This is a genomic window from Streptomyces sp. NPDC048278, assembly GCF_040652195.1.
GTDB lineage: Bacteria > Actinomycetota > Actinomycetes > Streptomycetales > Streptomycetaceae > Streptomyces.
The window spans coordinates 41,988-68,324 of sequence record NZ_JBEZLP010000012.1 but is presented as its reverse complement, the minus strand read 5'-3'; the positions used below and the strand labels follow the sequence as shown (position 1 = coordinate 68,324).

Here is a 26,337-nt window from a genome sequence, read left to right as displayed (position 1 = left end):
GAACACGGAAGAGGAGCCGGTGGCGGACGCACGGAGCACGGACCTGCGCATGTCCGGACGGCAGCGCAAGGAGCAGATCATGAAGGTGGCGGCCGGGCTGTTCGACACGCGCGGCTACCAGGACACCTCCATGGAGGCCATCGCCCAGCAGGTCGGCGTGCGCAAGGCCTCGCTCTACTACTACTTCGCCGGCAAGGACGCGCTGCTGGTGCAGATGCACCAGGAGATGATCGACCTGATCATCGACGCCCAGGAGCGCCGCCTCGACGAGGGCGGTCTGGGCCCGCGCGAGCTGCTGTTGGCGATCATGACGGACCTGGTGTCGCTGATGGAGACCCACCCCGGTCATCTGCGGGTGTTCTTCGAGCACTTCCGGGAACTCCCGGAGCAGGTCCGCGACGAGATCGCCGGGAAGCGCGACCGCTACCTGCGGATGCTCGTCGACGTCCTCGAACGCGGCGTCGCCGAGGGCGAGTTCCGGGTCGCCGACCCCCAACTGACCGCTCTCGCGGTCCTCGGCATGTGCAACTGGACCTACCAGTGGTTCCGGCCCGGCGGAAAACGCGACGCGGCCGACGTCGCCCGCTACTTCTACGACACGCTGCTCGGCGGCATCGGCGAGCGCTGACCCCCGCGAAACCCGGCGATGCCTTCCGGGGCCTCCGGAGCGGCCCTAGTGGGGCGGCTCCGGAAGCCGTTCGGCGGTGTTACGCCCAGCAGCCGTTGACCGTGGCGGCGAGGCCGTCCAGGGCGTCCTTGGTGTCTCCCGGGGCGGCGGCCGAGTTGTTCTCGATGAAGGAGAAGATCTTCCAGGCGCCGTCCTGCGCCTTGGTCAGGCCGCTCAGCGCGATCGCGCCGGTGAGGGTGCCGGTCTTGGCCTTGACCTTGCCGACGGCGCACTGCGAGTCCGCGGTGTCGAAGCGGCCCCACTCGGGGCCCAGCGTGGAGCCGGCCTCGCCTGCGACGGGGAGGCCGTCGATGATGGACTTCAGGGTCTGGCTGTAGCGGGGGTCGTCGGCCACGTCGAGGATGTCGGCGATGGTCTGCGCCGGGATCCGGTTGGCGCGGGACAGGCCGCTGCCGTCGTGGATCTCGAAGTTGTCCAGCGAGACGCCGTACCGGGTGAGGACCTGGCGTACGACCGCCGTGCCGTCCTCGAAGGTGGCCGGGCGGCCGGCGGCGAGCGCGGTCGTCCGGAGCAGTGTCTCGGCGTAGTCGTTGTCGCTGACCTTGAGCATGTGCTTCACGAGGGTGGACAGCTTGTCGGATTCGTGCCGGGCCACGGGCACGTCGTGGGTGTCGGCCGTGCCGTGGGTGACGTCCCCGGCGACGGTGACCCCCCGGTCGGTGAGGAGCTTGGCGAAGGTCTGCCCGGCGTCCACGGAGGTGTCCGTGACGTGGTGGCCGTCGACCACCAGCGCCCGTACCGGTGCGACGGAGTCGGGGTAGTAGCCGTCGTTCCACCCGGTCGCGAGCGTCGGCTCCGGGAAGAGACTGTCGTCGACCTGGACCTTCACCGAGGTCAGTCCCGCGTTCTTCAGCCCGGCGACGGCGGTCTTGGCGAGGGCGTCGAGGTCGTCGGAGGTCAGGGACCGGTCGCCGCCGCCGACGAGGGTGAGGGTGCCGTCGCCGTAGACGACCTTGGTGGTGAAGCGGTGGTCGGGGCCGAGGACCGTCAGGGCCGCGGTGGCGGTGCCGAGCTTGGTGTTGGAGGCGGGCATCAACGCGGTGGTCGCGTCGTGACCCCAGACGGTTCTGCCGGACTTGGCGTCGATGACGACACCGCTGACCGTGCTGCCCAGGCGGGTGTCCTGGACGCGGGTGTTGAGGTTGTCCGCGATCTGCTGCTCGGCGGTGTCGAGCGTGGTGGCGGTGGTCTTGGCGACCGCCTTGTCGGCGGCGAAGGCGGACGTGCCGGTCAGGATCGTCCCGGCGACCGGGGCGGTCACCGCGAGCACGACCGCCCGGCGGAGTGCCGGGTTGGGTGCCTTGGCCTTGCGGTGACGACCGCCGGTGCGGACGGATGTGGGGAAGCCGATGGGCATGGGGGAACCTCGGTGCGCTGCGCTGGCTGCGGGGGGTACGAACAAAATCTTGAAAGTAAAAGTAACAGCGCCGACTTGCCCTACCGGTGGGTATTCCGTGAAGAAGGGCATACCTCCGGGACCGTGCGGCACCTGACCCGACCGCCCCCGGGCGTCACTCCGCGTCGGCGACGACCGATCCCACGCGCTGGGCCAGGTGCGGGTCGCGGCGTACCAGGAGGGCGGCGTAGCCGAGCGAGGCGAGCAGGGCGGCCAGGGCCGCGTACGGGAACCAGCTGTACGGGGCGGGCTGGCCCGGCTTGGAGAGGTAGTAGAGGGGAACCAGGATCGCCAGCGTGCCGATCGCCGGGAGCAGGAGGTGCCGTACGGGGTGGAACTCCTGCGGGCGGTAGCGGTGGTAGTAGAACGGCAGGGCGATGTTGGAGGCCAGGTAGACCAGCAGGATCAGGATGGCGCCCAGGCTGGAGGACTCCGTGAAGAAGGCCACCGGGTCCATGGGGCCGCCGTCGCCGAGGAGATGCACCAGGCCCCAGCCGCCGATGATCAGGAGCGCGGTGACGGTGAAGGTGACGATCGCGTTGTTCGGGGTGCGGCGGGTGGGGTGCACGTAGCCGAAGAAGGACGGCAGGAGTCCTTCCCGGCCGGCGTTGAAGATCAGCCGGGCCTGGGAGTTGATGCCCGCGATCAGCACCCCGAGGGTGGAGGTCAGGCCGCCGACGTAGGCGAGGGCGGCCAGCGCGCCGAGGGTGTCCTGGGCGACGTCGATGAACGGGATGGGGGAGTCGCCGAGCCGCCGCACGTCGTAGCCGAAGCCGGTCACCGTGGCGTAGGCGAAGAGGATGTAGCTCACCGTCATGATGGCGACGGAGGAGAACACGGCCCGGCCGACGTTGCGGCGGGGGTTCTCGGTCTCCTCGGCCAGCGCAGCCGAGTTCTCCCAGCCGACGAACAGGAACACGGCGATCGGGAAACCGGCGGCCAGCCCCTGGAGGCCGTGGGTGATGTGCCCGGGCAGGAACGGCGCGGCGGACAGGCTGCCGCGGTGCTGGACGATGGCGGCGGCCGAGACCACGACGAGGACCAGCATCTCCACGGCGAAGAAGTACCCCGCCCACTTGGTGGAGACGACGATCCCGCGCAGCATCAGGACGACCGACACCCCGGTCAGCAGCAGCGTCCAGATGATCCAGGGGAGGTCCACGCCCGTGTAGTGGTGCAGGGTGATCTGCACGAAGCCGCCGGAGATCGCGATGACGGAGGCCATCGCGATGATGTAGCCGAGTCCGGCCAGCAGGGCGGTGGTCACGGCGCTGACCGGCCCGAAGGTCCGGCCGACGAACGTGATGAAACTGCCGGCCGAGGGGTGGGCCCGGGAGAACTCGGCGAGGGTGTTGCCGAGCAGGGCCACGGCGACGCCCGCCGCCACGATGGTCAGCGGGGACGCGATGCCCGCGGTGGTGGCCAGGAAGGCGAAACCGAAGAAGAAGCTCATGGCGGGGCCGACGTTGGCCATGGTGGCGGCGGCGATGTCGGCCATGCCGAGGACCCCGCCGCGCAGCCGCTGGGGTGCGTTGCGGCCGGGGGGACCCGATGCCGGCTGACGGCCGACAGCTGCGGAATCGGGCATGGCACGAACTCCTTCGGGGCGTGTGCGAGCGATACGGGACTCAGGGGTGTGTCAGGCGGGGCCGGCGTGCCGGTGCGCCTTCACCGCGGCCACGGCCGGGGCCATCTCGGCGCGTCCGAGCTCGTGCAGGAGATCGGCGTGATGGCGGTTGCGGGCCCGGACCACCTCCGGGCCCGGCGCGGGCAGCAGCAGGCACTGGCGGCCGAGCAGGTCGGCGGTGAACTCACGGATCCCCGGGCCGCCGAGCGCCTCCGCCAGGTCGAGGTGGAAACGTGTCTCCAGCTCCTGGAGCCGGTCGGGTACGTCGGCCCGGTCCATCTCGTCCACCAGCGCCCGGAGCCCGTCGAGGCGGCCGTCCGGGATGTCGCCGGCCGCGTGGGAGACCAGGCCGCACTCCAGGAGCAGGTGGAAGGCGTCCAGTGAGGCGGCTTCCGCCGGGTCGTGCAGCGCGGCGACGACGGTGTGCCAGTCCTGTGCCACGAAGGTGCCGCCCGACCTGCCCCTGCGGCGGTCCAGCAGGCCGTCCTGGCACATGCCCTCCAGAGCCCGGCGCACGGTTATCTCACCGATCCCGAGCTCCTCGGCGAGGACGCCGGCGTCCGGCAGCCGGTCGCCCGGCGCCTCGGCCTTCAGCCGCACCCGCAGGGCGATCCGGGAGCGCACGAGTTCCGATCCGGTCAGCGCGCGACCGGGCAGGGCGTGGCTGTCCAGCGCGCCGGGGCCCGGCGCGGGCCGTGCGGGGCCCGGTTGACTGTACGGGCCGAACTTGCCCGCTGTATTCACCACGACGCCACCCTAACGGCGACCTTGCTGAGGGTTCGTGCACGAGGGCTCCCCTGGGGCCGGAACAGGGCAGACGGATCGTCGGCGGCAGCGAAGACGCTGCTCAACGCTGAAGCGAAAAATAGAGCAAGGTGAACATTTAAACAAGACTGTTTTTTTGGATCGCCCTGAACTAATTTTCGTGCTCACTCTGGTCCGCACTCCCCGATGGATGTCGAGATGACCACAACCCTCCCCGCAAGCCCGCCCACCGAGTCCGGCCTGAAGGCGGGACTGAAGAACCGTCACCTGTCGATGATCGCCATCGGCGGTGTCATCGGCGCCGGCCTGTTCGTCGGCTCGGGCTCCGGCATCGCCGCCGCCGGTCCCGGCATCCTCGTCTCGTACGCGCTGGTCGGCGTCCTCGTCGTCCTGGTGATGCGCATGCTGGGCGAGATGGCCGCGGCCAACCCCACCTCGGGCTCGTTCTCCGCCTATGCCGACCGTGCCCTCGGACGCTGGGCCGGCTTCACCATCGGCTGGCTCTACTGGTTCTTCTGGGTCGTGGTGCTGGCCGTCGAGGCCACCGCCGGCGCCAAGATCCTCGCCGGGTGGATACCGGCGGTCCCGCAGTGGGGCTGGGCACTGATCGTGATGGTCGTGCTGACCGCCTCCAACCTCGCCTCGGTCAGCTCCTACGGCGAGTTCGAGTTCTGGTTCGCCGGCATCAAGGTCGTGGCCATCGCCGCGTTCATCGTCATCGGCGCCCTGGCCCTGTTCGGGCTGCTGCCCGGCTCGGACCACCCGGCCTCGGGCTTCTCGAACCTCACCGCGCACGGCGGCTTCCTCCCGCACGGCCCCGGAGCCATCCTCACCGGCGTCCTGATGGTGGTCTTCTCCTTCATGGGCAGCGAGATCGTCACCCTCGCGGCCGGCGAGTCCGCGGACCCCCGCGGAGCGGTCACCAAGGCCACCAACAGCGTCATCTGGCGCATCGCCGTCTTCTACCTCGGCTCGATCCTGATCGTCGTCTCACTGCTGCGCTGGGACGACCCGGCGATCCTCAAGGACGGCTCCTACGTCGCCGCGCTCAGTTCGATCGGCATCCCGCACGCCGCGGAGATCATGAACGCCATCGTGCTCACGTCGGTGCTGTCGTGCCTCAACTCCGGCCTGTACACAGCCTCCCGCATGGCGTTCTCGCTCGGTGGCCGCAACGACGCCCCGGCCTCGTTCGCCCGCACCACCCACCGGGGCGTGCCCCGGACCGCGATCCTGGCCTCGGTCGTCTTCGGCTTCGTCGCGGTCGCGTTCAACTACCTCTGGCCGGACACCGTCTTCCAGTTCCTCCTCAACTCCTCCGGCGCGATCGCCCTGTTCGTCTGGCTGGTCATCTGCTTCTCCCAGCTGCGCCTGCGGAAGATCATCGAGCGTGAGGCCCCGGAGCAGCTCGTCGTGAAGATGTGGTTGTACCCGTACCTGACCTGGGCCACCATCGCCCTGATCACCTTCGTGCTGGGCTACATGCTCACCGACACCTCCAACGGCGGCGGCCGTGACCAGGTGGTCCTGTCCACCCTGGTGGCCTTGGGCGTCGTGGCCTTCGCCCTCGTCCGCCGGCGGGTCACCGGCGGGGACAGGGAGCGAAGCTCGCTCCCGAACTGACGACGCGGTCCGGGAGGGTGCGGTCCGGTGACGGACCGCACCCTCCCGCCGCGTTGTCGCCGTGCTCTTGGCGCCCGCGGCCGGGAAGGCCCCGCTAGCCCGTCCGGTCGGCGCCTGCAAGGTGGCTGACCAGCGTGTCGGTGAGTTCCGCGAGGTGGGTCACCTGCTCCGCCGACAGGGCGTCGAAGACCATGGTGCGGACGGCCTCCACGTGTCCCGGGGCCGCCTCCTCGATCGCGGTGCGGCCGGCCGGGGTGAGCCGGAAGGTGGCGCCGCGCCGGTCGGTCAGACACTCCTCCCGTTCGACCAGGCCGCGCCGTTGCATCCGGCTGAGCTGGTGGGACAGGCGGCTCTGCTCCCAGCCCAGGGTCGCGCCGAGATCCCGGGCGCGCAGCCCGTCGCCGGGCCCGTCGTGGAGACGGCCGAGCACCTCGTAGTCGGCGAGGGAGATTCCGTAGTCGTCCTGCAGCTGGCGCCCCAGCACGGTCTGGAGCTGGGAGGTGAGGTGCATCAGCCCGCGCCAGGCCTGCTGCTGCTCGGTCGATAGCCACTTGGTCATGGGCCCAGTCTACCGGAATACATGATGCGTCATGTATGTTGCATGACGTGTCATTCGGTTTTCGGGTGGCCCGGCAGACCAGGAGCGATCATGAAGGCCTTGACCGTCACCGCATTCGGTGCGCGGCCCCTGCTGCGGGACGGCGTCCCGGAACCGGTCGCGGGCCCCGGGCAGGTCCTGGTCCGGGTCCGGGCGTCATCGGTGAACTGGCTGGACGCGGACATCGCCACCGGTCTCTTCGCCGACCAGGTCCCGCACGGGCTGCCCGTCACCCTCGGCCGCGACTTCGCGGGGACCGTCGAGGCGGTGGGGGAGGGTGTCGGTTCCGTCGAGGCCGGCGACGAGGTGTTCGGGGAGATTCCGGCGCGCGAGCCGGTCCGCGGGGCGTGGGCCGAACTCGTGGCGACCGGCGAGCACACGCTCACCCGCAAACCCGCCCGGCTCGGCATGGCCGAGGCCGGCGCCGCCGCCCTGGCGGGCACCACGGCCGTCATGTCCGTCGACGCGCTGGAACCGGTGCCCGGCGACACGGTCCTCGTCGTCGGCGCGACGGGCGGCGTCGGCGGCGTCGCCGTACAACTCGCCCGCGCGGCCGGGGCCACCGTCCTCGCGCCGGGCCTGCCGGAGGACGCGGAGTACCTGCGCGGCCTCGGCGTGAGCGTCGTCCTCCCGCGCGGCGGCGACGTCCGTGCCGCAGTGCGCGCCCTGTGTCCCGACGGCGTGGACGCGCTGCTCGACGCGGTCACCGCGTACGAGATCACCCCGTACGCCGAACTGGTCCGGGACGGCGGCCGGATCGCCTCCCCCACGGATGCGGCGGGCTACGGCCCCGGACGCACCAACATCATGCACGGACCCTGCTCGGAGATCCTGCGACGCGTCGCGCGACACCTCGCCGACGGCACCGTCACCGTGGGCATCCAGCAGACGTACGACCTCACCGAGGCGGCCGAGGCGCTGCGGGCCCTGGCCACCCGCCACACGCGCGGCAAGATCGCCCTGCGCGTCGCCGCCTGATCCGTGCCTCCCCTCCCCTCCCCTTCCCATCCCACCGGAGCAGCACCATGAACACACCGCTGGCGGGTCAAAGGACCCTGGACCGCATCACCGAGAAGCAGCAGTTGGGCCCCGACGCGCAGGTCGACGACAAGGCCCTCGTCTTCGTGCCGACCGACCCGGCCCTGACCGACCCGTTCCTCGCGCTGGTCGAGGACTGGTTCTCCACGCCCGGCTTCGAGTGGCACCCCCACCGTGGCCTGGAGACCGTCACCACCGTCGTGGACGGTGTCCTGGAGCACGGCGACAACCTCGGTCACGCCGGCGCGCTGGAGGCCGGCGAGGTGCAGTGGATGACCGCGGGCCGGGGCATCATCCACCGGGAACTCGCCTACCGCGACGAGCACGCGCACGTCCTGCAGATGTGGCTCAACCTCCCGGCCGGGAAGAAGATGACACCGTCGCGGTACCAGGACCTCACCCTGGCCGCCATGTCCCGGGTGCAGGCGCCCGGCGTGCGCATCGACGTGCACGCCGGCACCGTCGACGGCGTCACCGGCACCGCCGACACGCACCACCCCGTGCAGGGCCTGGTCGCCACGCTCGACCCCGAGGCCTCCTACGACCTCGAAGTACCCGCCGAGCACCGGCTGTTCGCCCATGTGATGGACGGCCGTCTGCTGGTCGGCGGTCGGGAGCTGCGCGCCGGTCGGACCGGCTGGTCCGACCCGGTCGCCGGTCGCGCGACCACGACCCTGCAGCTTGCGGCCGTCGACCCGGACAGGCCCGCCCGGGTCATGGTCTACAGCGGCACCCCGCTGCGTGAATCCGTCGCCGTGGGCGGCCCGTTCGTGATGAACACCAAGCTGGAGATCACCAAGGCGTTCACGGACTTCCACGCGGGCGACTTCGGCCCGGTCCCGCGCCTGGCCCGCATCGCCTACGACCGCTGAGCCGCGCGGGCGACCGGGCGTCGGCCGTCCTGTCCGGGCCGTCGGCCGTACAGGGCCCCTGTGGCCACGTCCACGAGACCCGACACCTTGTTTTCCGCCTCGGCGACAGAGCCGGGTCGGCAGCGCACGATTCGGAGTACATCATGAACATGACAGACGGCGCGTTTGCGGGATCCGATGCCGGTTCGGCCGACCGGGGCGGACCACGGACCGGCCGGCGCCAGGTGCTCGCCGGTGCGGCGGCGCTCGGCGCCACCGCCCTGGCCGCCGGTGCCGTCACGGCGACCCCGGCCGCCGCGGCCCCCGGGCCGCGCACCTTCGCCGCCGGCCGGCCGATCCTCTTCCGCGGCGCCACCGTGGTCACCATGGACCCGCGCCGAGGTGTCCTCCACGACACCGACGTGCTGGTGCACGGCACCGACATCCAGGCGGTCGGAAAGCACCTGCCGGCGCCGCACGGGACGACGGTGGTGGACACGGCCGGGGCGCTGCTCCTGCCCGGCTTCGTCAACACGCACCAGCACATGTGGCAGGCCGCGCTGCGGGGCGTGGGCGCTGACTGGACCCTGACCCAGTACTTCAACACGATCATCATGAAGTGGGGAGCGCTGTTCCGGCCGCAGGACATCTACGCGGCCAACTACCTGGCGATGGTCGAGTCGGTCAACGACGGTGTGACCACCACCATGGACTTCTCGCACGGGCTGGCCACCCCCGAGCACGCCGATGCCGCCGTGGACGCCCTGTTCGCCGTACCGGGACGGGCCCGGTTCGGTTACAGCAGCCTGGCGCTCGACCTGAGCTGGGTCTACGACGGACGCGTCGACAGGATGCTCAAGGAGCGCTTCTCAGGCTCCGACCAACTGGTCACCATGCAGCTGGCGTTCGACGTGTACGCCCTCACCGACGACGCCCGCCGGGCTCTGAGGCACACCCGCGACCTCGGTCTGCCACTCAGCACCCACGCCGGTCTGTTCGGGTTCGTCGGTGACGACGGCCTTCGCTTCCTGCAGGACAACGGCGCGCTCTCGCCGACGACCACCCTCGTGCACGCCGCCACACTGAGCGACGACTCCTACCGGCGCATCGCCGACAGCGGCGCCTACATCTCCCTGTCGGCAGAGAGCGAACTCAACGCCGGGCAGGGCTACCCGCCCAGCGCGAAGGCACGCGAGTTCGGCATCCCGATCTCGCTGTCCCAGGACACGGTCATCTGGTGGAGCGCCGACATGTTCTCCGCCATGCGCGCCACCCTCAGCGCCGACCGGGGCCTTGCGCACCTGCAAGCCCACCAGGCGGGCAAGTCGCTGTCCAGCAACGCGCTGCGGGCACAGGACGTGCTCGAGTACGCGACCATCGGCGGCGCGCGGACTCTCGGCCTGGACCGCCTCATCGGCTCGATCACACCGGGCAAGCGCGCGGACCTCGTGCTGCTGGGCCGGTCCAGCCCCGCCATGTCCGTCGTCAACAACCCGGCCGGACACATCGTGTTCCAGGCCGGCCGCGGTGACGTGGACACGGTGCTGGTCAACGGGCGGGTCCTCAAGCACCGCGGCACGCTGGTCGGGGTCGACCTCCAGCGGGCCCGGCACCAGGTCCAGCAGTCCCTGGAGTACCTGCGCTCGAAGATCCCGGCCAAGGAGTGGCAGCAGGCGATGGGCGCGTGAACGGGCGCCCTCGGGCGACTCTCCGTGTCTCTCGGTTCCCGGCTCTCCTCAGCGAGTCGCCTCCAGGCACCGTGGCCGCTCCACGCACCATGCCGGGTCCGCGCACGGCCGCGCCGGCTATACCTCCGGCGCAGGCGCACCCCCGGTCGACGCGGCCTTCCGTACGAGGTACCGGTACCCGGCGCGGATCTGTTCCGGTGGCCATACCTCGGCCTGCTTGAGCCGCAGTTCCTCGTCGTCGGACCACAGCACGGGGTGACCCGCGGCCATGGCGCGCAACTGCTGGGCACAGGCCCGGTCGAGCAGCATGGCCCGCATGACGGCCGTGGCGAGGTCGGGTCCCACCGTGACCAGGCCGTGCTGCGGGATGAGGCAGCCGGGCCCGTCACCGATGGTGTCGGCGAGGGCCCGGCCCAGCTCCGCGGTGCGGACGAGGCTGCCGGTGCGGGTGCAGCGGGGGACGGGCGGCAGCGCGAACTCGACGCCGTCATGGGAGAGTGCGCGCAGAGGTACGGCCAGGGAGGCGAAGGCGGTGGCCGCCGCTCCGTGGGTGTGGACGACGCTCCCCACGTCGGGGCGGGCCGCCATCACCTCCAGGTGGATGGGAAACTCGATGTGCCGCCTGCCGGTGCCCGCGACGACACTGCCGTCCCTGGCCACCAGCACCACCCGCTCCGGCGTGACCTCCTCGAAGCCCCAGCCGGAGGCCTTCATCCAGGCGCCGCGGCCCGCCGGGTCGCGCAGCGAGGCGTGTCCCCAGACCAGATCACTCTGACCGGCCGTGGCCAGCGCGTTGTTGCCCATCGCGACCTCACCGGCGAGGCTCGCGTCGTCACCCGTCGGCACGGGCGCCCTCGGGCACGGAACGCGGGTCCGGCCGCCGTCCGGTCTGTCGGCGCGCTGTCGACGGTGCCGTGAGTCCGGCGCCGACCGTGCGCGCGGTCAAGGGCCCGCCGCCGCAGAGGAGATGTCCCGTTCGCGGGTGTCAGCGGTCACTGGCTTCCTCCGGTTGCCGGTAGCGGGCCGCGAGTGCCGGACGGAAGCCGCCGTTGAGGACGGCCGTCTCCGCCGCCGCGAAGGCTTCCAGGACGGCGGCCTGGTCCTCCAGGCCCGGGATGCAGACGGTCTCCCCGAGACTCAGGCCGGTGAGACCGGCCTGGGCGACGTCCTCCGCCGTCATGGCGATGGGCGCGTCGAACCCGGCACCGTGGTTGAACTCGGTCGCGACCACACTCGGACAGAGGACCTGGGTGCGGATGTTCGTCCCGGCCAGTTCGACGGCGAGGGTCCTGGTGAAGGCCACGAGGGACGCCTTCGCCGCCGCGTACAGGGTGCGGTGCGGGATGCCTTCGTTGGTCTGGGCCGCGCTGAACGCCAGCAGGGACGCGACGGTGACGATCGTCCCCGCGTCGGCGGCGAGCATCCCGGGGAGCGCGGCGTGCACCAGCTGGATGTGTGCCACCCCGTTGAGGGTGAGCACGGGTGCGACGTCCTCCGGGGCGACATCCGCCAGCCTGGCGTAGCCGCCCGCGCCGGCGTTGCTGATGAGCAGTCTGACGTCTCCCTTGGCCAGACGGCCGGTCACCTTCGCGATGCCGTCCTGCGTGGAGAGGTCGGCTGCCAGTGACTCCACGGCGGCACCGGCTTGCCGCAGCTCGTCGGCGACGTCGGCCAGCGGTTCCGCGCGCAGGTCCACCAGGACGAAGTCGTGTGCGGAGGCCAGGCGTCGAGCGTATGCGCGGCCGATACCGGACGCGGCGCCTGTGATCAGGGCGAGGGCTCGTGTCATGCGCCGACTGTGTGCCCATGGGTTACCTGCTGTCAATAGCTTGACGTGAGTAAAGCCTGTTACTAGGAGAGGGTGTTCGACCAGACGGCCCTGGCGCCGGCGTCGCCGATCCGGTAGACGTCCACGACGGCCCCGGCCCCGACGATCACCGACAGGGTGACGGCGGCCGACACCAGGAACAGGCCCAGGGCCCACGGAGAGAGGCCCTGGCCCAGTTCCGCGTGGCGCCGCAGGAGCGGGGTGCTCGGTACGCGCCGCTCCAGCCACTCCCCGGCGTTGGTGGCCAGCGGAACGCTTCCGAAGGTCACCAGCCCCAGGGCGGGCAGCAGCAGGCCGAGCCGCCGGGCCGCTCTCGGCCAGAGGGCGCAGACCACCAGTGCCAGGGCGGTGAGCGGAACGAGGACGACGACGACATGCACGTACAGCACATGGGCCGGCAGGCCGTTGACGACGAAGGGATTCATCGGTGATCGACTCTCCTTGACGTGGGTGCGGGTGCGGGCGGCGACGGGGCATCGCCGGGGTCCCGGCTGGATGTGTCTCGATGTGCGGTGATCGCGGGGGGGGGCATGGCCCACGCGCAGGCGAGGACGGGGCGCCGGTGCGCCGGGCGGGCCCGAGCTGGGCGCCGACGGTGTCCGGGGCGCGCTCCGGGGGACCCCGGTTCGGCCGGACGGTATGGACGCCGGTCGGGCCGGACAATACCTTCGACGAAATTGCCAACAATCCGTGGGTGTGCCTGGGGGGGTGTGCCCGCGGGGTGGACGCCGCTCTCGGCGGGGCGTTATCGTCGGCCCCGCAGCTTGTGAAATGTACTTTCATTGAGCGAAAGTTGAGGCTGGGTATGGGATGGCTCGGCTTGGAAGGGAGTCGCGCCCTCGTCCTGGGCGCGGGAGGCCTGGGCGCCGCCTGTGCCGGAGGGCTGGCCGAGGCCGGCGCCCGGGTGGCGGTCGCCGACGTCGACGGCGCTCGGCTCGAAGCGCTGAAGGGCGATCCGGGCCTAGCGGAAGCGGATGTCCGGCTGCTGGTGGCCGATCTGACGAGGCCGCAGGCGTGTGAGGACACCGTCGCCGGCGCCGTGGACGAACTCGGCGGCCTCGACGTGCTGGTGCACGCGGTGGGGATGAACGACCGGCGCCCGGTGGTGGACACCCCCGACGAACTGTGGGAGCGCATTCTCACGCTCAACCTGTCGAGCGCGTTCTGGACCGGGCGCGCCGCCGGGCGCCGGATGCGGGCGGCCGGCCGGGGCCGCATGGTCTTCTTCTCGTCGGTCTCCTCGCTGCTGGCCCACCGCCATCACGGCCCCTATGCGGCGTCCAAGGGCGGACTCGACCAACTGGTGAAGGTGATGGCCCGGGAGTGGGCGGCCGACGGTGTGAACGTCAACGCCGTGGCCCCGGGCTACACGGAGACCGAGCTGACCCGCGAGTACCTGGCGAGGCCGGGCATGCGCGAGGAGATGACGGGCCTGGTCCCGGCCGGGCGGCTCGGCTTGCCGGACGACGTCGTCGGTGCCGTGCTGTTCCTGGCCTCGCGGCGGGCCGCCTACGTCACCGGACAGATCCTCTACGTGGACGGCGGTCGCACGCTCGTATGAGCCGGGGTGATCATTCGCCGCCGAGCAGGCGCGAGATCTCCTGGCAGGTCTCCCGCAGCGGCGGCAGCAGTTCGTCCACCAGCCGGGAAGGGGTGAACTCCATGGACGGTACGGCCACGTTGGCGGCGGCCACCATCGTCCCCCGGGCGTCGCGGACCGGGACGGCCACCGAGCGCAGCCCGTGCGAGAGTTCCTCGTCCTGCGCGGCCCAGCCCTGCTTGCGGATCCGGGCGAGCACGGGCCGCAGCCTGGCGAGCGAGGGAATGGCGTTGGGTCCCTGCGCGCCGCTGAACGAGGCCTTCGTCAGGCGCTGTTCGAGGGCCTCGCCGTCGAGGTCGCTCAACAGCATCTTGCCGATGGAGGTGTTCACCGCGGGCAGCCGGGAACCGACCTGGATGTTGGCGGTCACCAGGTCGTTGTTGCGCAGCCGCACCAGATAGGTCACCCGGTCCTCGGACAGCGTGCCCAGGTTGACCGTCTCGCCTGTCTTCTCCGCGAGCCTGCGCAGCGGGCCCTCGGCGAGCTGTACGAGGTCGAGTGAGCGCAGGGCGGCGAACCCGAGGGTGAGGACCTTGGACGCCGGCCGGTAGGTGCCGTCCGGGAGTTGCTCCAGGAATCCCTCGCCGACCAGGGTGGCGGCCATCCGGAACGCGGTGGGCAGCGGCACCCCCGTCTCGGCGGCCATGTCGGTGAGTTTCATCGACGTCCGCCGCTCGGAGAACAGGCCGAGCAGGCGCAGCCCCTTGGCCAGCGCCTCCACCTGGTATCCGCGCTTGGCGGGTTCCGGCTGCCGGTCGTCACCGGCGGCGTTGTGCGGCACTGGTCTCATCACTCTCTCGACGTATCGGCGGATGACCCGGCAGGGGCGGGCGTCCTCGGGACTTTCATTCTATGGAAGCAGGTGTCACATGCATACCGGAGGAGACGGGCCGGTGGCGACCCGACTGGCCGGGCTCAGGCCCGGTAAACTCACCGACGAGCAGGCCGAGGTCTACCGGGCCGTCACCGGCGGCCCGAGAGGCACCGGCCCGCGCCCGTTCCCGCTGGTGGACGAGGACGGCTGTCTGCGCGGGCCGTTCAACGCCATGCTGCTCAGTCCTCCGCTCGGTCTCGCCGTCCAGGCCGTCGGAGCGGCGGTGCGCTACGGCTCCGTGCTGGACGACCGGGTCCGTGAGGCGGCCGTCCTCGCGGTGGCCGCCCGCTGGGGGAGCGACTTCGAGCGGGAGGCCCACGAGGCCGTGGGGCGCGGCTGCGGCCTGAGCGAGCGCGACCTGGCCGCCCTTCGTGAAGGCGGCCTGCCCGAGCCGGTCGACGACGAGGAGGCGGCGGCCCTGCGGGTCGTGCACGCGCTCGTGCACGAGGCCGCGCTGAGTGGCCAGGAGTACGGCCGGGCCGTCGAGGCCCTCTCGGAGCGCGGCCTGTTCGAGCTCACGACGCTGGTCGGCTACTACGGCATGCTCGCCCTCCAGCTTCGAGTCTTCGCAGGTGAGAGGCCATCCACCAAGAGCGCGGACCGATCGACAACTCCTTGACGAAACGTTCGGGGCGGTCGATACTCGCCTACGATTCTCGTTTCGCGAAGTGTGCTTTCATCTGACGAAAATCCAGCAGGGAGGCATCCCATGAAACTGGTCACTTTCGACGACGGACGCGTCGGCAGACTGATCCTGGAGGAAGGCCTCGTCCTTCCCCTGGAAGTCGCCTCCACGCGGGAGTACTTCGAGCGGGACGGCCGGGTCGCGGAGACCGGCGAGCGACTGCGGCTCGACAACGTGCGGCAGCGCGCGCCGATCGTGCCGAAGAAGTTCTTCCACACCTCCGGCAACTTCCGGGAGCACGAGGACGAGTCGAAGAACGTCGACTGGTCGCACCCCATCCACAAGGGCATCGTCTTCTTCCAGAACGTCGACGCGATCGTCGGCCCCGACGAGCCGGTCGTCTACCCCGAACACCTCACCTCCGAGCTGGACTACGAGCTGGAGATCGCCGTCGTCATCGGCAGGCCCGGCAAGTTCTTCGGCGTGGACGACGCGCACGACCACATCGCCGGATACGTCGTCTTCAACGACATCACCGCCCGCGACATCCAGCGCCGCGAGATGGAGTCCGGGGTCTTCTCCTTCTGCAAGGCCATCGACACCTTCTGTCCGCTGGGCCCGTACATCGTCACCGCCGACGAGATCCCCGACGCCCAGAACCTCGACATGGAACTGCGGGTCAACGGCGTGGTCCGGCAGAAGTCGAACACCAACCGGATGTCCGTCTCCATCCCGCACCTGGTGGCGTACCACTCCCCGCAGGGCTACAGCGCCGGCGACCTGATCAGCACCGGCACGGTGCAGGGCGTGGCCGGCTTCAGCGGTGACCCCGACATGTACCTCAAGCCGGGCGATGTCATCGAGGCCGAGGTCGAACGCCTCGGCGTCCTGCGCACCCCGGTCATCGGCTGGGAAGAGGGTCACGGCACCCCCGTACCGCAGAAGGTGGACTGGTGAGGCTCGGCGTCCTGGACGGCCGGGCCGTCGTCGTCGGCGGCGACCGCGCCGCCGACGTGACCGTCGCCTCGCGGGGCCGGCTGCCGTCCGACCCGATGGCCCTGCTGGCGGACTGGCCGCGGGTGCGCGACTGGGCGGCCGAACTGCCGGGCGACGCCTACGACCTGACGGTCGACGTGTCCCTGCTCGGTGCTCCCGTCCCACGCCCCCGCCAGGTGTTCGCCGTCGCGCTCAACTACCCGCCGCACGCGGCGGAGGCGGGCTTCACCCCGCCCGCCGAGCCGCTGGTGTTCACCAAGTTCCCGTCCTGTGTCACCGGCCCGCACACCGAGGTGCGCCTGCCCGAGGGCAAGGTGGACTGGGAGGTCGAACTCGTCGCGGTCGTCGGACGCGAGACGTACCGGGTGAGCGAGGACCGTGCCTGGGAGGCGGTGGCCGGTCTGACCGTGGGCCAGGACCTCTCCGAACGCGTCATCCAACTCCGGGGCAAGCCCGCCCAGTTCAGCCTCGGCAAGTCCTTCCCCGGCTTCGGCCCGACCGGTCCGGTCCTGGTCACACCCGACGAACTCGACGACCCGGACGACCTGGAGATCAGCGGACTGCTCAACGGCGAGACCGTCCAGCACGACCGCACCAAGTCCATGATCTTCGCCGTACCCGAACTGATCGCCCGTCTCTCCGCCGTGCTCCCCCTGTTCCCGGGCGACCTGGTCTTCACCGGCACCCCGGCCGGGGTCGGCAACCGGATGGACCCGCCCCGCTACCTCACCGCCGCCGACGAACTCGTCAGCCGTATCCAGGGCATCGGCGAGATCAGCCAGCGGTTCACGGGCCCCACAGACATCTGACCCACGCAGACAAGGACCGCCATGTCCGAGAAGAACACGTCCGTACCCCGCCGCTTCGAGGGCCGTACCGTGCTGGTGACCGGGGCGGGCACCGGCTACGGCGCGGAGATCGCCGTACGTGCCGCACAGGAGGGCGCCCGGGTCGCCGTCCACTACCGCTCGTCCGCCGCCGGCGCCGACCGGACCGTCGCCCGCATCAAGGACGTCGGCGGCGAGGCGTTCACCGTGCGGGCCGACATCACCGTCCACCAGGACATCGTCCGCATGGCCGACGAGGTCTTCGCCCGTTCCGGCGGCCTGGACGTGCTGGTGAACAACGTCGGGGACATGGCGGGCGAGCAGACGTCGTGGCGTGACCTGACCGAGGAGGCCGTCGACCATGTCCTCGCCGTGGACATCAAGGGCACCCTGCTGTGCGTGCACGAGTTCGGCTCCCGGATGCTCGACCAGGGCCACGGCGCCATCGTCAACATCGGCTCCACCGTGATCGTCCGCGGCAGCGCCCGGGCTCCGCAGTACGCCGCCGCCAAGTACGGCATCCTCGGGATCACCAAGTCCTACGCCCAGGCGTTCGCCCCCACCGTGCGGGTCAACACCTTCGCGCCCGGCTTCATCGAGACCGAGACGCTGCTGGGCCGCGCGGACTGGAAGTCCGGCCGCCGCGAGGACATGATCTCCAAGACGCCGATGCGCCGCATCCCCGGTCCGGCCGAACTCGCGGGCACCGCCCTGTTCCTGGCCACCGACGACGCCTCCCACATGACCGGCGTCTACCTCAACGCGGACGGCGGCTTCAACATGCTCGGCGCCTGACGGGCCGTGCCGCCCGGGCCGCCGAGGAGACCGCGGGCCGGGCGGCACGGTACAGACCACATGGATCGGACCACACGGATCAGGCCACCCGATTCAGACCAGAACCGTCTCCAGCGCCTCCGGCGCGAACAGCTCGGCCGCCAGGAACGGCCGCCGGGCCAGGCCCTGTTCATGGGAGTAGCGGGTCAGTGTCTCGACGGCGGTGGTGTTGGCGTCGTCCAGGCCGTAGGTCCAGTAGTCCTCGCCCATCAACTCCCGGGTGTGCCGCACCTCCTCGGTGAGCCACGGCAGCATGTGCCGCAGCGCGGCGGTGTCGTCGATGTCGTGCAGAGCGTCCAGGCGGGCCTCCTCGAACGCCTTCCGCAGCGACATGGCGACCCAGGGGTGGGCCTCGTACACCTCGCGGCGCAGCACGACGGTGTGCATCACGGGGAAGACGCCCGTGCGACGGAAGTACTCCGCCTCGACCTCTCGGGGAGTCTCGAAGAGCCGGCGTACCGTCGGCGCGCCGTCCCGGAAGCAGCGCGGGACGCGTGGGGTGTACAGCGCGTCGATCTCGCCGCGTTCGAGCATGTCGGAGAGCGTGCGGTCCGGGGGGATCGACGTGATGTCGACGGACTCGGGCAGGTCGAGCCGTATCTTCTCCACGCGGCCGGGCTGGTGCAGTCCGCCGGTGCGGTAGCGCACCGAGTCGACCGGCACGCCGTGGTGTTCCGCCAGGATGCCCCGGATCCACACCGCGGCCGTGAGCTGGTATTCCGCGACGCCGACCGTACGGCCCACGAGATCCCCGGGCTTGTCGATCCCGGAGCCGGCATGCAGGTAGATGCCGTTGTGCCGGAACGACCGGGAGGGGAACACCGGAATCGCGACGAACCGACCTCGTGCCTCGGCATCCAGGGTGAGCAGGTAGCTCGACAGGGAGAGTTCGGCGGCGTCGAACTCCGCGAACCGCGCCATGCGGAAGAAGATCTCCTCCACCGGCAGGCGCAGACAGGTCAGCGAGACGCCCTCCGGGCGGACGGAGCCCTCGTGCAGGGCGCGGGTGCGGTCGTAGTCGCCGCAGGCGAGTGTCAGGGGGATGTCGGGCATCGTGTCTCCGGTTCAGGTGTGCTGTCCGCCCTGGGCCGGTGGCCGCGCGGGGCCGACTGCAAGGTCAGGCGGTGAGGGGATCGACGGGGGAGGAGGCCGACGGCGGCCGGGCGCCGTAGCGTCCGGCGACCTGCCCGGCCACCCGTACGGCGAGGCGGGCGAAAGCGGCCACGGGGCCGGGCCCGTGACCGCTGCCGCGCAGCAGGTACACCGTCATGTCGGGGATGTCGCGGACGGGTACGTAGGCCAGCTCGGGGCGCGCGTGGCTGAGCGCGGTGGTGGTCCCGGCGATACCCACGCCCAGTCCGGCCGAGCACATGTCCAGCACCTCCTCGACGCCACGGCGGACGGTCCTGATCCGTGGTTCCCGTCCGCTGGTCCGCGGCACCGCGAACCAGCGGCTGCGATGCGACACGTCGCTCTCGACGCCGAAGAACGTCTCGTCGTCGGTCTCGGCGATGTCGACCGCGGTGCGGCCGGCCAGGCGGTGGGTGGCGGCGACGGTCAGTACGCGGCCCTCGGACCACAGGGCCTCGATGCGGATGCCGTGCGGGGACGGCGGTTCCAGCTCCGGGACCAGGGCGGCGTCGACGGCCCCGGAGCGGACGGCGGCCAGGGCCTCGGCCAACGTCAGATGACGGATGTCCCAGCGGATGCGGGGGAGTTCACGGGAGGCCTCGGCGAGGATGGCCGAACAGACGGGGCTGCTGACCACGAGCCCGAGCCGCAGGGTCACCGCGCCCTCCCGCCGCTGCTCGCCCCAGGCGCGCACCGCGGCCATGGACGCGGTCACCTGGCGGGCCAGTGGCAGGAGTTCGGCCCCGGCATTCGTCAACTCGACGTGCCGGGAGGTGCGGTGGAAGAGCGGCGTGTCCAACCGGCGTTCCAAAGCAGTGATCTGCTGGCTCACCGACGGGACGGCGACATGCAGTCGCTCGGCGGCCCGGGCGAAGCGCAGCTCCTCGGCCACGGCGATGAAGCAGCGGAGCTGCTGGAGGGTCAGGTCCACAGCGTTCCTCACGGATTTTCGCTGTATGAAAGTTACTTCCGCAGTGTACAGGGCGGGTTCCGGTCCGGCCAGGTCTTCGGGCGTCACAGCAGGGGACAGCAAGGGCGTCAGAGCAGGAACGACACAAAGCGACCGTCCGGGTCCCAGTGGCCGCGGAGGACGTCGAGCCGGGACAGCGCGGCGGCGGAGAAGAACGCCTCCGGTCCGAACCCGCGGCTCGCCATGGACTCGCCGCTCAGCTGGCTGCCCATGGCGACCGGGTCCAGCCGCCGGGCGTGGCCGGTCACCCAGGCCTGCATCTCCGCGTCCCGTGCGGGGTCCTCCCATACCGAGTACAGCTCGATCAGGGTCTCGCCGAGCAGGGAGAACGCCATGTCCGGCAGCTCCGGGGTACCCGCCAGGTTCATCAAGTTGAGGTGCGACCTCGGCGTCGGAAGCGAGAGCAGGGCCCCGTCGAGGGCCGGTACCAGTTCGGCTGCCGGCGAGCTGGACATGATGTTGTCCTGCGCGTACCGATGTCCCTCCGGGTACAGGTCGTTCGGCAGGTCCCGCACGTTCTGGACGGCGACGCCGTCACGGCGCCAGATCGCCTCCGCGCCCACGGGACAGTCGGCGAAGGGCGCCAGTGCCTCGTCGGCCGCACGCTCCGAGTCGGCGAAGACGATCGCCAGCGACAGTGCCGTCGGCGCGTCCGGGGAGTGGTTCGCCTCCTGGGTGACGTAGCAGGCCTGGTCGGTGACGGGGGCGATCTCATGGCGGATCCCGTGCAGCCAGTGCAGCAACTCCCCGCGCACCGCGAGCGGGTAGGCGTGCAGGGTGGCCTTGATGACGGCGGGTCGCGGCTGAACCCGCAGGTGGAAGGCGGTGACGACACCGAAGAAACCTGGTCCCGCCCCACGGGCCGCCCAGTAGAGATCACGGTTGTGCGACGCGTCGGCACGGACGAGCCGCCCGTCCGCCGTCACCACGTCGACGGCCTGGACCAGGACGCAACCCGGACCGTAGGACCGCCAGTTCCAGCCCAGTCCGCCGCCGAGCAGAAAGCCGCCCACGGCCACCGTCGGGCAGTGACCGGTGGGAAAGAACAGCCCGTGCGGCTCCAGCGCCCGGTCCAGGTCGCCGCCGTGGACGCCGGGGCCGACGACCGCGGTCCGGGTCCGGGTGTCGATGCCGATGTCCCGCAGCCTTGAGACATCGACGAGGAGCGCGCCCTCACGCACACCGGCGGCCGAGTAACTGTGCCCGCCCGCGCGGACGGAGACCCGCAGTCCGCGCTCCTCGGCCAGCCGTACGGCCGCCGCCACGTCGGCCGCGTCCTCGGCCAGCACGATGCCGGCCGGGCGCCGGTCGGGTTTGCGGCCGTTCCAGACGGCGGCGCGGCGTGCCCGCTCGTAGCCCTCGTCATGGGACCACAGGAGTTTGCGTTCCAGCGTTGCGTCGAGTGACATCGGGGGATCCCTACTTCTCGATGGGCCGGTCGCCCCCGCCGCTGGTCCACACGATCGTGAGCCGGATACGGCTGAGCCGCCAGCCGTCCGCCTCGCGCCGGTACTCGCAGTCGTACCAGCCGCCTCCGTCGCCGTGTTCGTGCGGGGCCTTGGCGTCGTCGAGATGGATCCCGGTGTGGTACGAGCGGGACACCGCGGTGTCCCCGTCGACATCAATGGCGGGGTGAGCGGGGCAGTGCCAGGTGGCGGCGTAGCGGCCCATGGCGCCGAGGGCGGACCCGACGAAGGCCTCGCGTCCGGTCGCCAGGACCTGGTCCCCGAACGCGAAGACCACGTCCTCGGTCACCAGGGTCGGCAGCGCCTGCTCGTCACGGGCGTCCAGCGACCGGGAGAACGCCGTGATCAGGTCGCCGACCGCGGCCCGGTCGACGAGCCACCGCACCTGCTCTTCGAGTGAGGTGGGAACCTTCGGGACGGTGTTCGGCATCAGCATGAGGATCCTCGAGTGCGGATGAGATGGAAGGAGGGGGAGGGGGAGGGGGAGAAGGACGGGCGGAGTTCTGACCCGGGGTCAGACGGCGGTCGCGCCGCCGTCGACGAGGTACTCCGCGCCGGTGACCCAGGAGGCCTCGTCGCTGGCGAGGAACACGATGCAGGCGGCGACGTCCTCGGGCCTGCCGTACCTCTTGATCAGCAGGTGGCGCAGTACGTCGTCCTCGACGACGGTCGGGTCCCCGCTCTGCGGGGTGGCGACGAGCCCGGGGGAGACGGTGTTGACCCGGATGGCGTGCGCCGCCCCCTCGGCGGCGAGCTGCCGGGTCATGGCCACGACGCCGCCCTTGGCGGTGATGTGCGGCAGGGCCGGCATCTCGGGGAAGCCCATGTGCGCCACCGCCGAACCGATGTTGACCACCGAGCCGCCGCCGCGTTCGACCAGGTGCGGCCAGGCCGCCCGGGTCAGCAGGAAGACCAGGTCGAGTTCGCCGACGAGGGTGCGGTGCCACTGGCCGTCGAAGTCGGTGACCGCGAAGGGCGCGAACGGAGCGGGGCTGCCGGCGACGTTCGCCACGATGTCCAGGCCGCCGTGGCGTGCGACCGTCTCGCGCACGGCACGGTTCGCCTCGTCGGGCAGGGTGAGGTCGCAGGGGTGCACGCTGTCCAGGACCAGCCCCTGCGAGGCCGCGGTCTTGACCGTGTTCTCGGCGGCATCGGCGTCGAGGTCGCAGCCGACCACCGTCGCGCCCTGCCGTGCCATCGCGAGGGCCGTCGCCCGACCGATCCCCGACCCGGTGCCGGTGACCAGCGCCACCTTCCCGGTGAGATCCGCGAACCCGCTCACCGCGTCACCGTCGCTTGCTCGGCTTGCTCGGCTTGCTCGGCTTGCTCGGCGAACAGGCGGCTGAACGCGGCGAGCCGGGGCTGCTCCTCCAGTGGACCGGCGAACGGCGTGGGGGAGAGGTGCATGGCCGCGCCCTCCGGCCCGGTGAACCGCGGCCAGGACGGCAGCCCCTCGTGGCCGGGGTCGCCGGTGCGGGCGAACGTCAGCAGTGTGGTGGCGCACAGGTCGGCGACGGCGCGGTCCTCTTCGGTCCAGGGCCAGTCGGGCCGGGTGTCGAGGGTGTCGAAGAGGTAGAAGAGCTCGCTGCCGTGGAAGGCGCCGTAGCCGCCCGGGGGTGGCGGCTGGTGGAAGCGGGCGTCGGCAGGCAGCGCGAGCGGCTGTTCGTAGCGGGCCAGCCAGGTGGGCGCGGCGGCGGTCCTGGCGTGGCTGACCGCCCACTGCCAGGCCTGCCAGGCGAAGCCGCCCTCGGTGCGCAGCCGGTAGGCGGTCCGCTTGGCGTCCGCGTCGTCGGCCATGGGGTAGAGGCTGAGCAGTTCCGCCGCTCCGTCCGGGCCGAACTGGCGCCGCAGGTCCTCCGCCAGGGCCTGCCTGCTCCACAGGTGCGGCGCCGGGTAAGGGCCGGCCTCGTCGGCGTTGAATCCCGCGAGGAACGGGACGTCCGCCTGGTGCCCTGCCTCGAAGGCGGCCTGCGAGGTCTCGGGCAGGAAGTGCCCGTCGGCGATGATCTCCCAGAAGTTGCGCGGCCCGTAGAGCTGGTCGACCGGATGGTTGCGCATCCCCGCCAGGCCCTGGACACCGGCCTTCTCCAGTACCGCGCGGCTCTTGTCCTCCGCCTGCGCGAGCGTCTCCATCCCGTAGCCGTAGGCCTCGGCGGCGAAGCGGCCACCGCTGGAGCCGACCGCGCGGTGGAACAGTCCGCGCGCCTGCGGCGAGGCCATCAGCGACTGGACGTGGCCGGCGCCCGCGGACTGGCCCACGAGGGTGACGCAGTCGGGATCGCCGCCGAAGCGGGCGATGTTGCGCCGCACCCAGCCCAGTGCGGCGAGGAGATCCTGGCCGGCGTAGTTGCCCGAGGTGCCCTGCTCCGCGGTGAGGGCGGGGTGGGCCAGGAAGCCGAGCGGTCCGAGCCGGTAGTTCACCGTGACGACCACCGCACCGCGCCGGGCGAGGTTGTGTCCCCGGCTGACCGGATGGGATCCCGCGCCCACCCGGTTCCCGCCGCCGAAGACGTAGAAGATCACCGGCCTTCGCTCGTCCGGGTCCTCGGCGCACGTCCAGACATTGAGGTACAGACAGTCCTCGCTCACCCCGCACTCGGGCGGGTCGGCGAAGGAGAAGAGCGCCATGAGCCCGTCGCGCGGGACCATCGGCTGCATGCAGGCGGGTCCGAAGCGGTCGCACAGCAGCTCGCCCGTCCACTCGCGCACGGGTGCCGGTGGCCGCCACCGGAGTTCGCCGGTCGGCGGCGCGGCGAACGGGATCCCGCGGAAGACCGTACCCGCGCCGTTCTCGTCCGGCACTCCGCGCACCAGACCGCCGTCGACTCGGATCGCGTGCTCAAGCATCCTGGTACTCCTCGCTCAGACGGCGACGGGGACGGTGGAACCGGCCTTGACGAGACGGCCGTCCTGCATGATCACGGCGATCTTCTCCTTGTCCTGGAAGAGCCGGATGTCGCCGGTCGGATCGCCGTCGACGAGCAGCAGGTCGGCGAGGTAGCCCTCCCTGACCAGGCCGAGTTCATGGCCCATGCCCATCAGCCGGGCGCCCTGCATCGTCGCGGCGCTCAGCACCTCGGCCGGGGTGTAGCCGAGCAGGTCCACGAAGTGCTGGAGGTCGCGGGCCTCGGTGCCGTGCGGGTTGTGCGGGAAGCCGTAGTCCCCGCCGGGCAGCACCGGGATGCCGCGCGTGCGGATCTCCTGGTAGGTCTCGCAGATCGCGTCCAAGGCCTCCTGGGAGCCGCGGTCCCGGACCTGTTCGGGCGTGAATCCGCCTTCGTAGCAGTCCGCGTACAGAATTCCGACGGCCGGGGCGAGGAAAAGCCGGTCCTTCTTCTCCTCCAGCATGTCGATGGCTTCGGCGTCGGCGAAATTCGCGTGGTAGATGGCGTCGAAGTCGTTGCGGACGGCCTGTTTCACGGTTTCGGCGGTCATCGCGTGGCAGGCCAGTTTCAGCCCTTTCGCCTTGGCGGTGCGTGCGGCGGCTGCCACGGAATCGTCGCCGTAGTTGACGAGGTCCCAGTACTGCGGCTCCAGCGCGCTGCGGCCCGACAGGACCAGCTTGATGTTGTCGCAGCCCAACTCGGCCATCTCGCCGATCCATTCACTGAGCGCCGCCGGCCTGGTGTCATCGTCGTCGAACTCGATGAGCGTGCCGGGCTCCGTGGTCGCGGCCTTTTCGAAGGAGGCGGCCCGCAGCCGTGGGCCGGGCAGCCGGCCGGCGTCGATCTCGTGCTTGAGGTGCACTTCCACCTCGGCGTTCACCGACCCGCCGGAGAAGGCGCTGGTGAAGCCGGATTCCAGCAGCAGCCGTGCGTTGTTGGCCGCGGCGAAGGCGAGTTCACCGGGGGGCAGCATGAATCCGGAGGCCGGGCGTCCCACCCCGAACGGGAACGTCAGATGCGCGTGGGCGTCCACCATCCCCGGCATGAGCGTCCCGCCCCGGCCGTCCACCACCACGGCACCGGCCCGGGGCACGCTCTGCCCGCCCTGCGCCACCACCGCGATGCGCGTCCCGTCGACGCGCACCTCACCGGGCACCGGAGTACGGCCGGTGCCGTCGAACACGGAGACATTCACAAAGACGACGGAAGACACAGCAGAACCTCTTCACGTGCGGATGGGTTCGGGAAGTCGTGGCGCCGTTCGATGCCGCGCCCGCCACGCCAGGTAATTCAGCCCCTGCGTATGTCTCATCGTCAAGATGATGTGCCGCAGGCCATTGTTGGGAGTTCGGGCACGATTGTTAGGAGAAACCGAACGATGAATTCGTCGCCCGGTACCGGGCATCCGCCGTAGGAACTTTCACCGTCCGGTGGATTCCGGCGTCCGAAGGGCGGGCCCAGGATTCAGCGTCGGGCCTGGTCGGAGGGGGGTGACTCCAGGCTGTCCAGCAGGTCCCGCAGGGTTGTGCGCAGCGACTCCAGGGAGTCCGGGCCGATGAGTTCGGCCCAGCGGCGCTCGACCGCCTTGGAGGCGGCCTCGGCCACGGGGCGCACGGCCCGGCCGCGGTCGGTGAGGAAGAGCAGCCGGGCCCGCCGGTCCCCGGGGTCGGGCCGGCGCTCCACGTATCCGAGGCGCTCCAGTTCCTCGACGACCTGGCCGATCGCCTGCTTGCTGAGGTCCAGTCGCGCCGCCAGCGTGCTGACGGTGATGCCCTCCTCCGGCACGAACGGGATCACGTTGCCGTGCACCGGGCGGAAGTCGTCGAGCCCCGCGGTGTTGACCGCCGCCTGGATCTCCGTGGTGAGGCGGTTGTAGACCGCGCGGAGCATCAGGGCGATCGACGTCCGTGGCGGTTCCACCAGGGGCTCGGGCATGGCGGCACGCTATCGCATTCCTCCCGCGCCGAGAAGATAGACAAGTACTTGTCTAGTTCGTATGCTCCGCCTCACCCTGCAAAGGAGTAGAG

The 26,337-nt window shown here is 71.0% G+C and carries 26 protein-coding genes; 10 read left to right on the top strand and 16 right to left on the bottom strand.

All coding sequences use genetic code 11. From position 1 onward, the window contains the following. Positions 1–19 precede the first annotated feature (19 nt). The gene (locus tag AB0D74_RS21850) at positions 20–628 is read left to right on the top strand and encodes a TetR/AcrR family transcriptional regulator (protein WP_362589275.1); all 609 of its coding nucleotides are present in this window, start codon (positions 20–22) and stop codon (positions 626–628) included. 79 nt (positions 629–707) lie between these two features. On the opposite strand, the gene dacB is transcribed toward AB0D74_RS21850, so the two are convergent. From dacB to AB0D74_RS21835, 3 genes are all read right to left on the bottom strand, one after another. Next, positions 708–2,045: a D-alanyl-D-alanine carboxypeptidase/D-alanyl-D-alanine-endopeptidase gene (gene dacB, locus AB0D74_RS21845; protein WP_362589272.1), complete on the bottom strand. Its 1,338-nt coding sequence runs from the start codon at positions 2,043–2,045 to the stop codon at positions 708–710. A gap of 154 nt (positions 2,046–2,199) precedes the next feature. Then, positions 2,200–3,672 carry an APC family permease gene (locus AB0D74_RS21840; protein ID WP_362589269.1) on the bottom strand — a complete coding sequence of 491 codons (1,473 nt, stop codon included), beginning with the start codon at positions 3,670–3,672 and terminating at the stop codon, positions 2,200–2,202. 51 nt (positions 3,673–3,723) lie between these two features. Beyond that, a complete protein-coding gene (locus AB0D74_RS21835; protein ID WP_362589266.1) occupies positions 3,724–4,458 on the bottom strand; it encodes an FCD domain-containing protein in 735 nt (244 codons plus the stop codon). A 216-nt stretch (positions 4,459–4,674) separates the two neighbouring features. Here AB0D74_RS21835 and AB0D74_RS21830 point away from each other — a divergent pair, with 216 nt between their 5' ends. Further along, on the top strand, positions 4,675–6,099 hold the full coding sequence (locus AB0D74_RS21830) for an amino acid permease (RefSeq protein WP_362589263.1): 1,425 nt from the start codon (positions 4,675–4,677) through the stop codon (positions 6,097–6,099). A gap of 94 nt (positions 6,100–6,193) precedes the next feature. Here the strand turns inward: AB0D74_RS21830 and AB0D74_RS21825 are convergent, their stop codons facing one another. After that, a complete protein-coding gene (locus tag AB0D74_RS21825; RefSeq protein WP_362589261.1) occupies positions 6,194–6,658 on the bottom strand; it encodes a MarR family winged helix-turn-helix transcriptional regulator in 465 nt (154 codons plus the stop codon). A gap of 90 nt (positions 6,659–6,748) precedes the next feature. Here AB0D74_RS21825 and AB0D74_RS21820 point away from each other — a divergent pair, with 90 nt between their 5' ends. The 3 genes from AB0D74_RS21820 (at position 6,749) to AB0D74_RS21810 (ending at position 10,274) form a co-directional block, all read left to right on the top strand. Continuing rightward, on the top strand, positions 6,749–7,675 hold the full coding sequence (locus tag AB0D74_RS21820) for a zinc-binding dehydrogenase (RefSeq protein ID WP_362589258.1): 927 nt from the start codon (positions 6,749–6,751) through the stop codon (positions 7,673–7,675). Positions 7,676–7,722: 47 nt separating this feature from the next. Continuing rightward, positions 7,723–8,607 carry a pirin family protein gene (locus tag AB0D74_RS21815; protein WP_362589255.1) on the top strand — a complete coding sequence of 295 codons (885 nt, stop codon included), beginning with the start codon at positions 7,723–7,725 and terminating at the stop codon, positions 8,605–8,607. A gap of 143 nt (positions 8,608–8,750) precedes the next feature. Next, the gene (locus AB0D74_RS21810; RefSeq protein WP_362589252.1) at positions 8,751–10,274 is read left to right on the top strand and encodes an amidohydrolase family protein; all 1,524 of its coding nucleotides are present in this window, start codon (positions 8,751–8,753) and stop codon (positions 10,272–10,274) included. Positions 10,275–10,391: 117 nt separating this feature from the next. Here the strand turns inward: AB0D74_RS21810 and AB0D74_RS21805 are convergent, their stop codons facing one another. The 3 genes from AB0D74_RS21805 to AB0D74_RS21795 all read right to left on the bottom strand — a co-directional run bounded on the left by AB0D74_RS21805 (position 10,392) and on the right by AB0D74_RS21795 (position 12,527). Then, positions 10,392–11,120 carry a class II aldolase/adducin family protein gene (locus AB0D74_RS21805; RefSeq protein WP_362589249.1) on the bottom strand — a complete coding sequence of 243 codons (729 nt, stop codon included), beginning with the start codon at positions 11,118–11,120 and terminating at the stop codon, positions 10,392–10,394. Between the two features lie 139 nt (positions 11,121–11,259). Continuing rightward, entirely contained in the window at positions 11,260–12,063 is an 804-nt protein-coding gene (locus tag AB0D74_RS21800; protein WP_362589246.1) for an SDR family NAD(P)-dependent oxidoreductase, read from the bottom strand. Between the two features lie 62 nt (positions 12,064–12,125). Then, positions 12,126–12,527 carry a hypothetical protein gene (locus tag AB0D74_RS21795; RefSeq protein ID WP_362589243.1) on the bottom strand — a complete coding sequence of 134 codons (402 nt, stop codon included), beginning with the start codon at positions 12,525–12,527 and terminating at the stop codon, positions 12,126–12,128. 380 nt (positions 12,528–12,907) lie between these two features. Here AB0D74_RS21795 and AB0D74_RS21790 point away from each other — a divergent pair, with 380 nt between their 5' ends. Further along, positions 12,908–13,663, top strand: coding sequence for an SDR family oxidoreductase (locus AB0D74_RS21790; RefSeq protein WP_362589240.1), 756 nt, complete (start codon positions 12,908–12,910; stop codon positions 13,661–13,663). 10 nt (positions 13,664–13,673) lie between these two features. Here AB0D74_RS21790 and AB0D74_RS21785 read toward each other — a convergent pair whose 3' ends face one another. Further along, positions 13,674–14,492 (bottom strand): IclR family transcriptional regulator, encoded by an 819-nt coding sequence (locus AB0D74_RS21785; RefSeq protein ID WP_362589237.1) that lies wholly within the window; start codon positions 14,490–14,492, stop codon positions 13,674–13,676. Positions 14,493–14,595: 103 nt separating this feature from the next. On the opposite strand from AB0D74_RS21785, the gene AB0D74_RS21780 reads away from it, so the two are divergent. The 4 genes from AB0D74_RS21780 to AB0D74_RS21765 all read left to right on the top strand — a co-directional run bounded on the left by AB0D74_RS21780 (position 14,596) and on the right by AB0D74_RS21765 (position 17,819). Continuing rightward, positions 14,596–15,195, top strand: a complete 600-nt coding sequence (locus tag AB0D74_RS21780; RefSeq protein WP_362589235.1) for a carboxymuconolactone decarboxylase family protein — start codon at positions 14,596–14,598, stop codon at positions 15,193–15,195. Between the two features lie 90 nt (positions 15,196–15,285). After that, the gene (locus tag AB0D74_RS21775; protein ID WP_362589232.1) at positions 15,286–16,158 is read left to right on the top strand and encodes a fumarylacetoacetate hydrolase family protein; all 873 of its coding nucleotides are present in this window, start codon (positions 15,286–15,288) and stop codon (positions 16,156–16,158) included. Beyond that, positions 16,155–17,006, top strand: coding sequence for a fumarylacetoacetate hydrolase family protein (locus tag AB0D74_RS21770; RefSeq protein WP_362589229.1), 852 nt, complete (start codon positions 16,155–16,157; stop codon positions 17,004–17,006). Before AB0D74_RS21775 ends, AB0D74_RS21770 begins: the two co-directional genes overlap by 4 nt. Positions 17,007–17,027: 21 nt before the next feature. After that, positions 17,028–17,819, top strand: coding sequence for an SDR family oxidoreductase (locus tag AB0D74_RS21765; RefSeq protein WP_362589226.1), 792 nt, complete (start codon positions 17,028–17,030; stop codon positions 17,817–17,819). Positions 17,820–17,912: 93 nt separating this feature from the next. Here AB0D74_RS21765 and AB0D74_RS21760 read toward each other — a convergent pair whose 3' ends face one another. The 8 genes from AB0D74_RS21760 to AB0D74_RS21725 all read right to left on the bottom strand — a co-directional run bounded on the left by AB0D74_RS21760 (position 17,913) and on the right by AB0D74_RS21725 (position 26,245). Further along, positions 17,913–18,911, bottom strand: a complete 999-nt coding sequence (locus AB0D74_RS21760; RefSeq protein ID WP_362589223.1) for an ABC transporter substrate-binding protein — start codon at positions 18,909–18,911, stop codon at positions 17,913–17,915. A gap of 64 nt (positions 18,912–18,975) precedes the next feature. Next, positions 18,976–19,932 carry a LysR family transcriptional regulator gene (locus AB0D74_RS21755; protein WP_362589221.1) on the bottom strand — a complete coding sequence of 319 codons (957 nt, stop codon included), beginning with the start codon at positions 19,930–19,932 and terminating at the stop codon, positions 18,976–18,978. 95 nt (positions 19,933–20,027) lie between these two features. Beyond that, entirely contained in the window at positions 20,028–21,368 is a 1,341-nt protein-coding gene (locus tag AB0D74_RS21750) for an FAD-binding oxidoreductase (RefSeq protein WP_362589218.1), read from the bottom strand. Between the two features lie 10 nt (positions 21,369–21,378). Further along, entirely contained in the window at positions 21,379–21,855 is a 477-nt protein-coding gene (locus tag AB0D74_RS21745; protein WP_362589215.1) for a nuclear transport factor 2 family protein, read from the bottom strand. Between the two features lie 84 nt (positions 21,856–21,939). Beyond that, on the bottom strand, positions 21,940–22,707 hold the full coding sequence (locus tag AB0D74_RS21740; protein WP_362589212.1) for an SDR family oxidoreductase: 768 nt from the start codon (positions 22,705–22,707) through the stop codon (positions 21,940–21,942). Beyond that, positions 22,704–24,272, bottom strand: a complete 1,569-nt coding sequence (locus AB0D74_RS21735; protein WP_362589209.1) for a carboxylesterase family protein — start codon at positions 24,270–24,272, stop codon at positions 22,704–22,706. The genes AB0D74_RS21740 and AB0D74_RS21735 overlap by 4 nt, the downstream gene beginning before the upstream one ends. A 15-nt stretch (positions 24,273–24,287) precedes the next feature. Then, positions 24,288–25,505 (bottom strand): amidohydrolase family protein, encoded by a 1,218-nt coding sequence (locus tag AB0D74_RS21730; RefSeq protein ID WP_362589206.1) that lies wholly within the window; start codon positions 25,503–25,505, stop codon positions 24,288–24,290. Between the two features lie 269 nt (positions 25,506–25,774). Next, complete coding sequence (locus AB0D74_RS21725) at positions 25,775–26,245, bottom strand: MarR family transcriptional regulator (RefSeq protein WP_362589203.1); 471 nt, start codon at positions 26,243–26,245, stop codon at positions 25,775–25,777. Positions 26,246–26,337: the final 92 nt, after the last annotated feature.

Coding starts and splice junctions, on each gene's coding strand:
- dacB (WP_362589272.1), bottom strand. CDS start 2,045: ATGCCCATCGGCTTCCCCACATCCGTCCGCACCGGCGGTCGTCACCGC.
- AB0D74_RS21840 (WP_362589269.1), bottom strand. CDS start 3,672: ATGCCCGATTCCGCAGCTGTCGGCCGTCAGCCGGCATCGGGTCCCCCC.
- AB0D74_RS21830 (WP_362589263.1), top strand. CDS start 4,675: ATGACCACAACCCTCCCCGCAAGCCCGCCCACCGAGTCCGGCCTGAAG.
- AB0D74_RS21825 (WP_362589261.1), bottom strand. CDS start 6,658: ATGACCAAGTGGCTATCGACCGAGCAGCAGCAGGCCTGGCGCGGGCTG.
- AB0D74_RS21820 (WP_362589258.1), top strand. CDS start 6,749: ATGAAGGCCTTGACCGTCACCGCATTCGGTGCGCGGCCCCTGCTGCGG.
- AB0D74_RS21815 (WP_362589255.1), top strand. CDS start 7,723: ATGAACACACCGCTGGCGGGTCAAAGGACCCTGGACCGCATCACCGAG.
- AB0D74_RS21810 (WP_362589252.1), top strand. CDS start 8,751: ATGAACATGACAGACGGCGCGTTTGCGGGATCCGATGCCGGTTCGGCC.
- AB0D74_RS21800 (WP_362589246.1), bottom strand. CDS start 12,063: ATGACACGAGCCCTCGCCCTGATCACAGGCGCCGCGTCCGGTATCGGC.
- AB0D74_RS21795 (WP_362589243.1), bottom strand. CDS start 12,527: ATGAATCCCTTCGTCGTCAACGGCCTGCCGGCCCATGTGCTGTACGTG.
- AB0D74_RS21790 (WP_362589240.1), top strand. CDS start 12,908: ATGGGATGGCTCGGCTTGGAAGGGAGTCGCGCCCTCGTCCTGGGCGCG.
- AB0D74_RS21785 (WP_362589237.1), bottom strand. CDS start 14,492: ATGAGACCAGTGCCGCACAACGCCGCCGGTGACGACCGGCAGCCGGAA.
- AB0D74_RS21775 (WP_362589232.1), top strand. CDS start 15,286: ATGAAACTGGTCACTTTCGACGACGGACGCGTCGGCAGACTGATCCTG.
- AB0D74_RS21765 (WP_362589226.1), top strand. CDS start 17,028: ATGTCCGAGAAGAACACGTCCGTACCCCGCCGCTTCGAGGGCCGTACC.
- AB0D74_RS21760 (WP_362589223.1), bottom strand. CDS start 18,911: ATGCCCGACATCCCCCTGACACTCGCCTGCGGCGACTACGACCGCACC.
- AB0D74_RS21750 (WP_362589218.1), bottom strand. CDS start 21,368: ATGTCACTCGACGCAACGCTGGAACGCAAACTCCTGTGGTCCCATGAC.
- AB0D74_RS21745 (WP_362589215.1), bottom strand. CDS start 21,855: ATGCCGAACACCGTCCCGAAGGTTCCCACCTCACTCGAAGAGCAGGTG.
- AB0D74_RS21735 (WP_362589209.1), bottom strand. CDS start 24,272: ATGCTTGAGCACGCGATCCGAGTCGACGGCGGTCTGGTGCGCGGAGTG.
- AB0D74_RS21725 (WP_362589203.1), bottom strand. CDS start 26,245: ATGCCCGAGCCCCTGGTGGAACCGCCACGGACGTCGATCGCCCTGATG.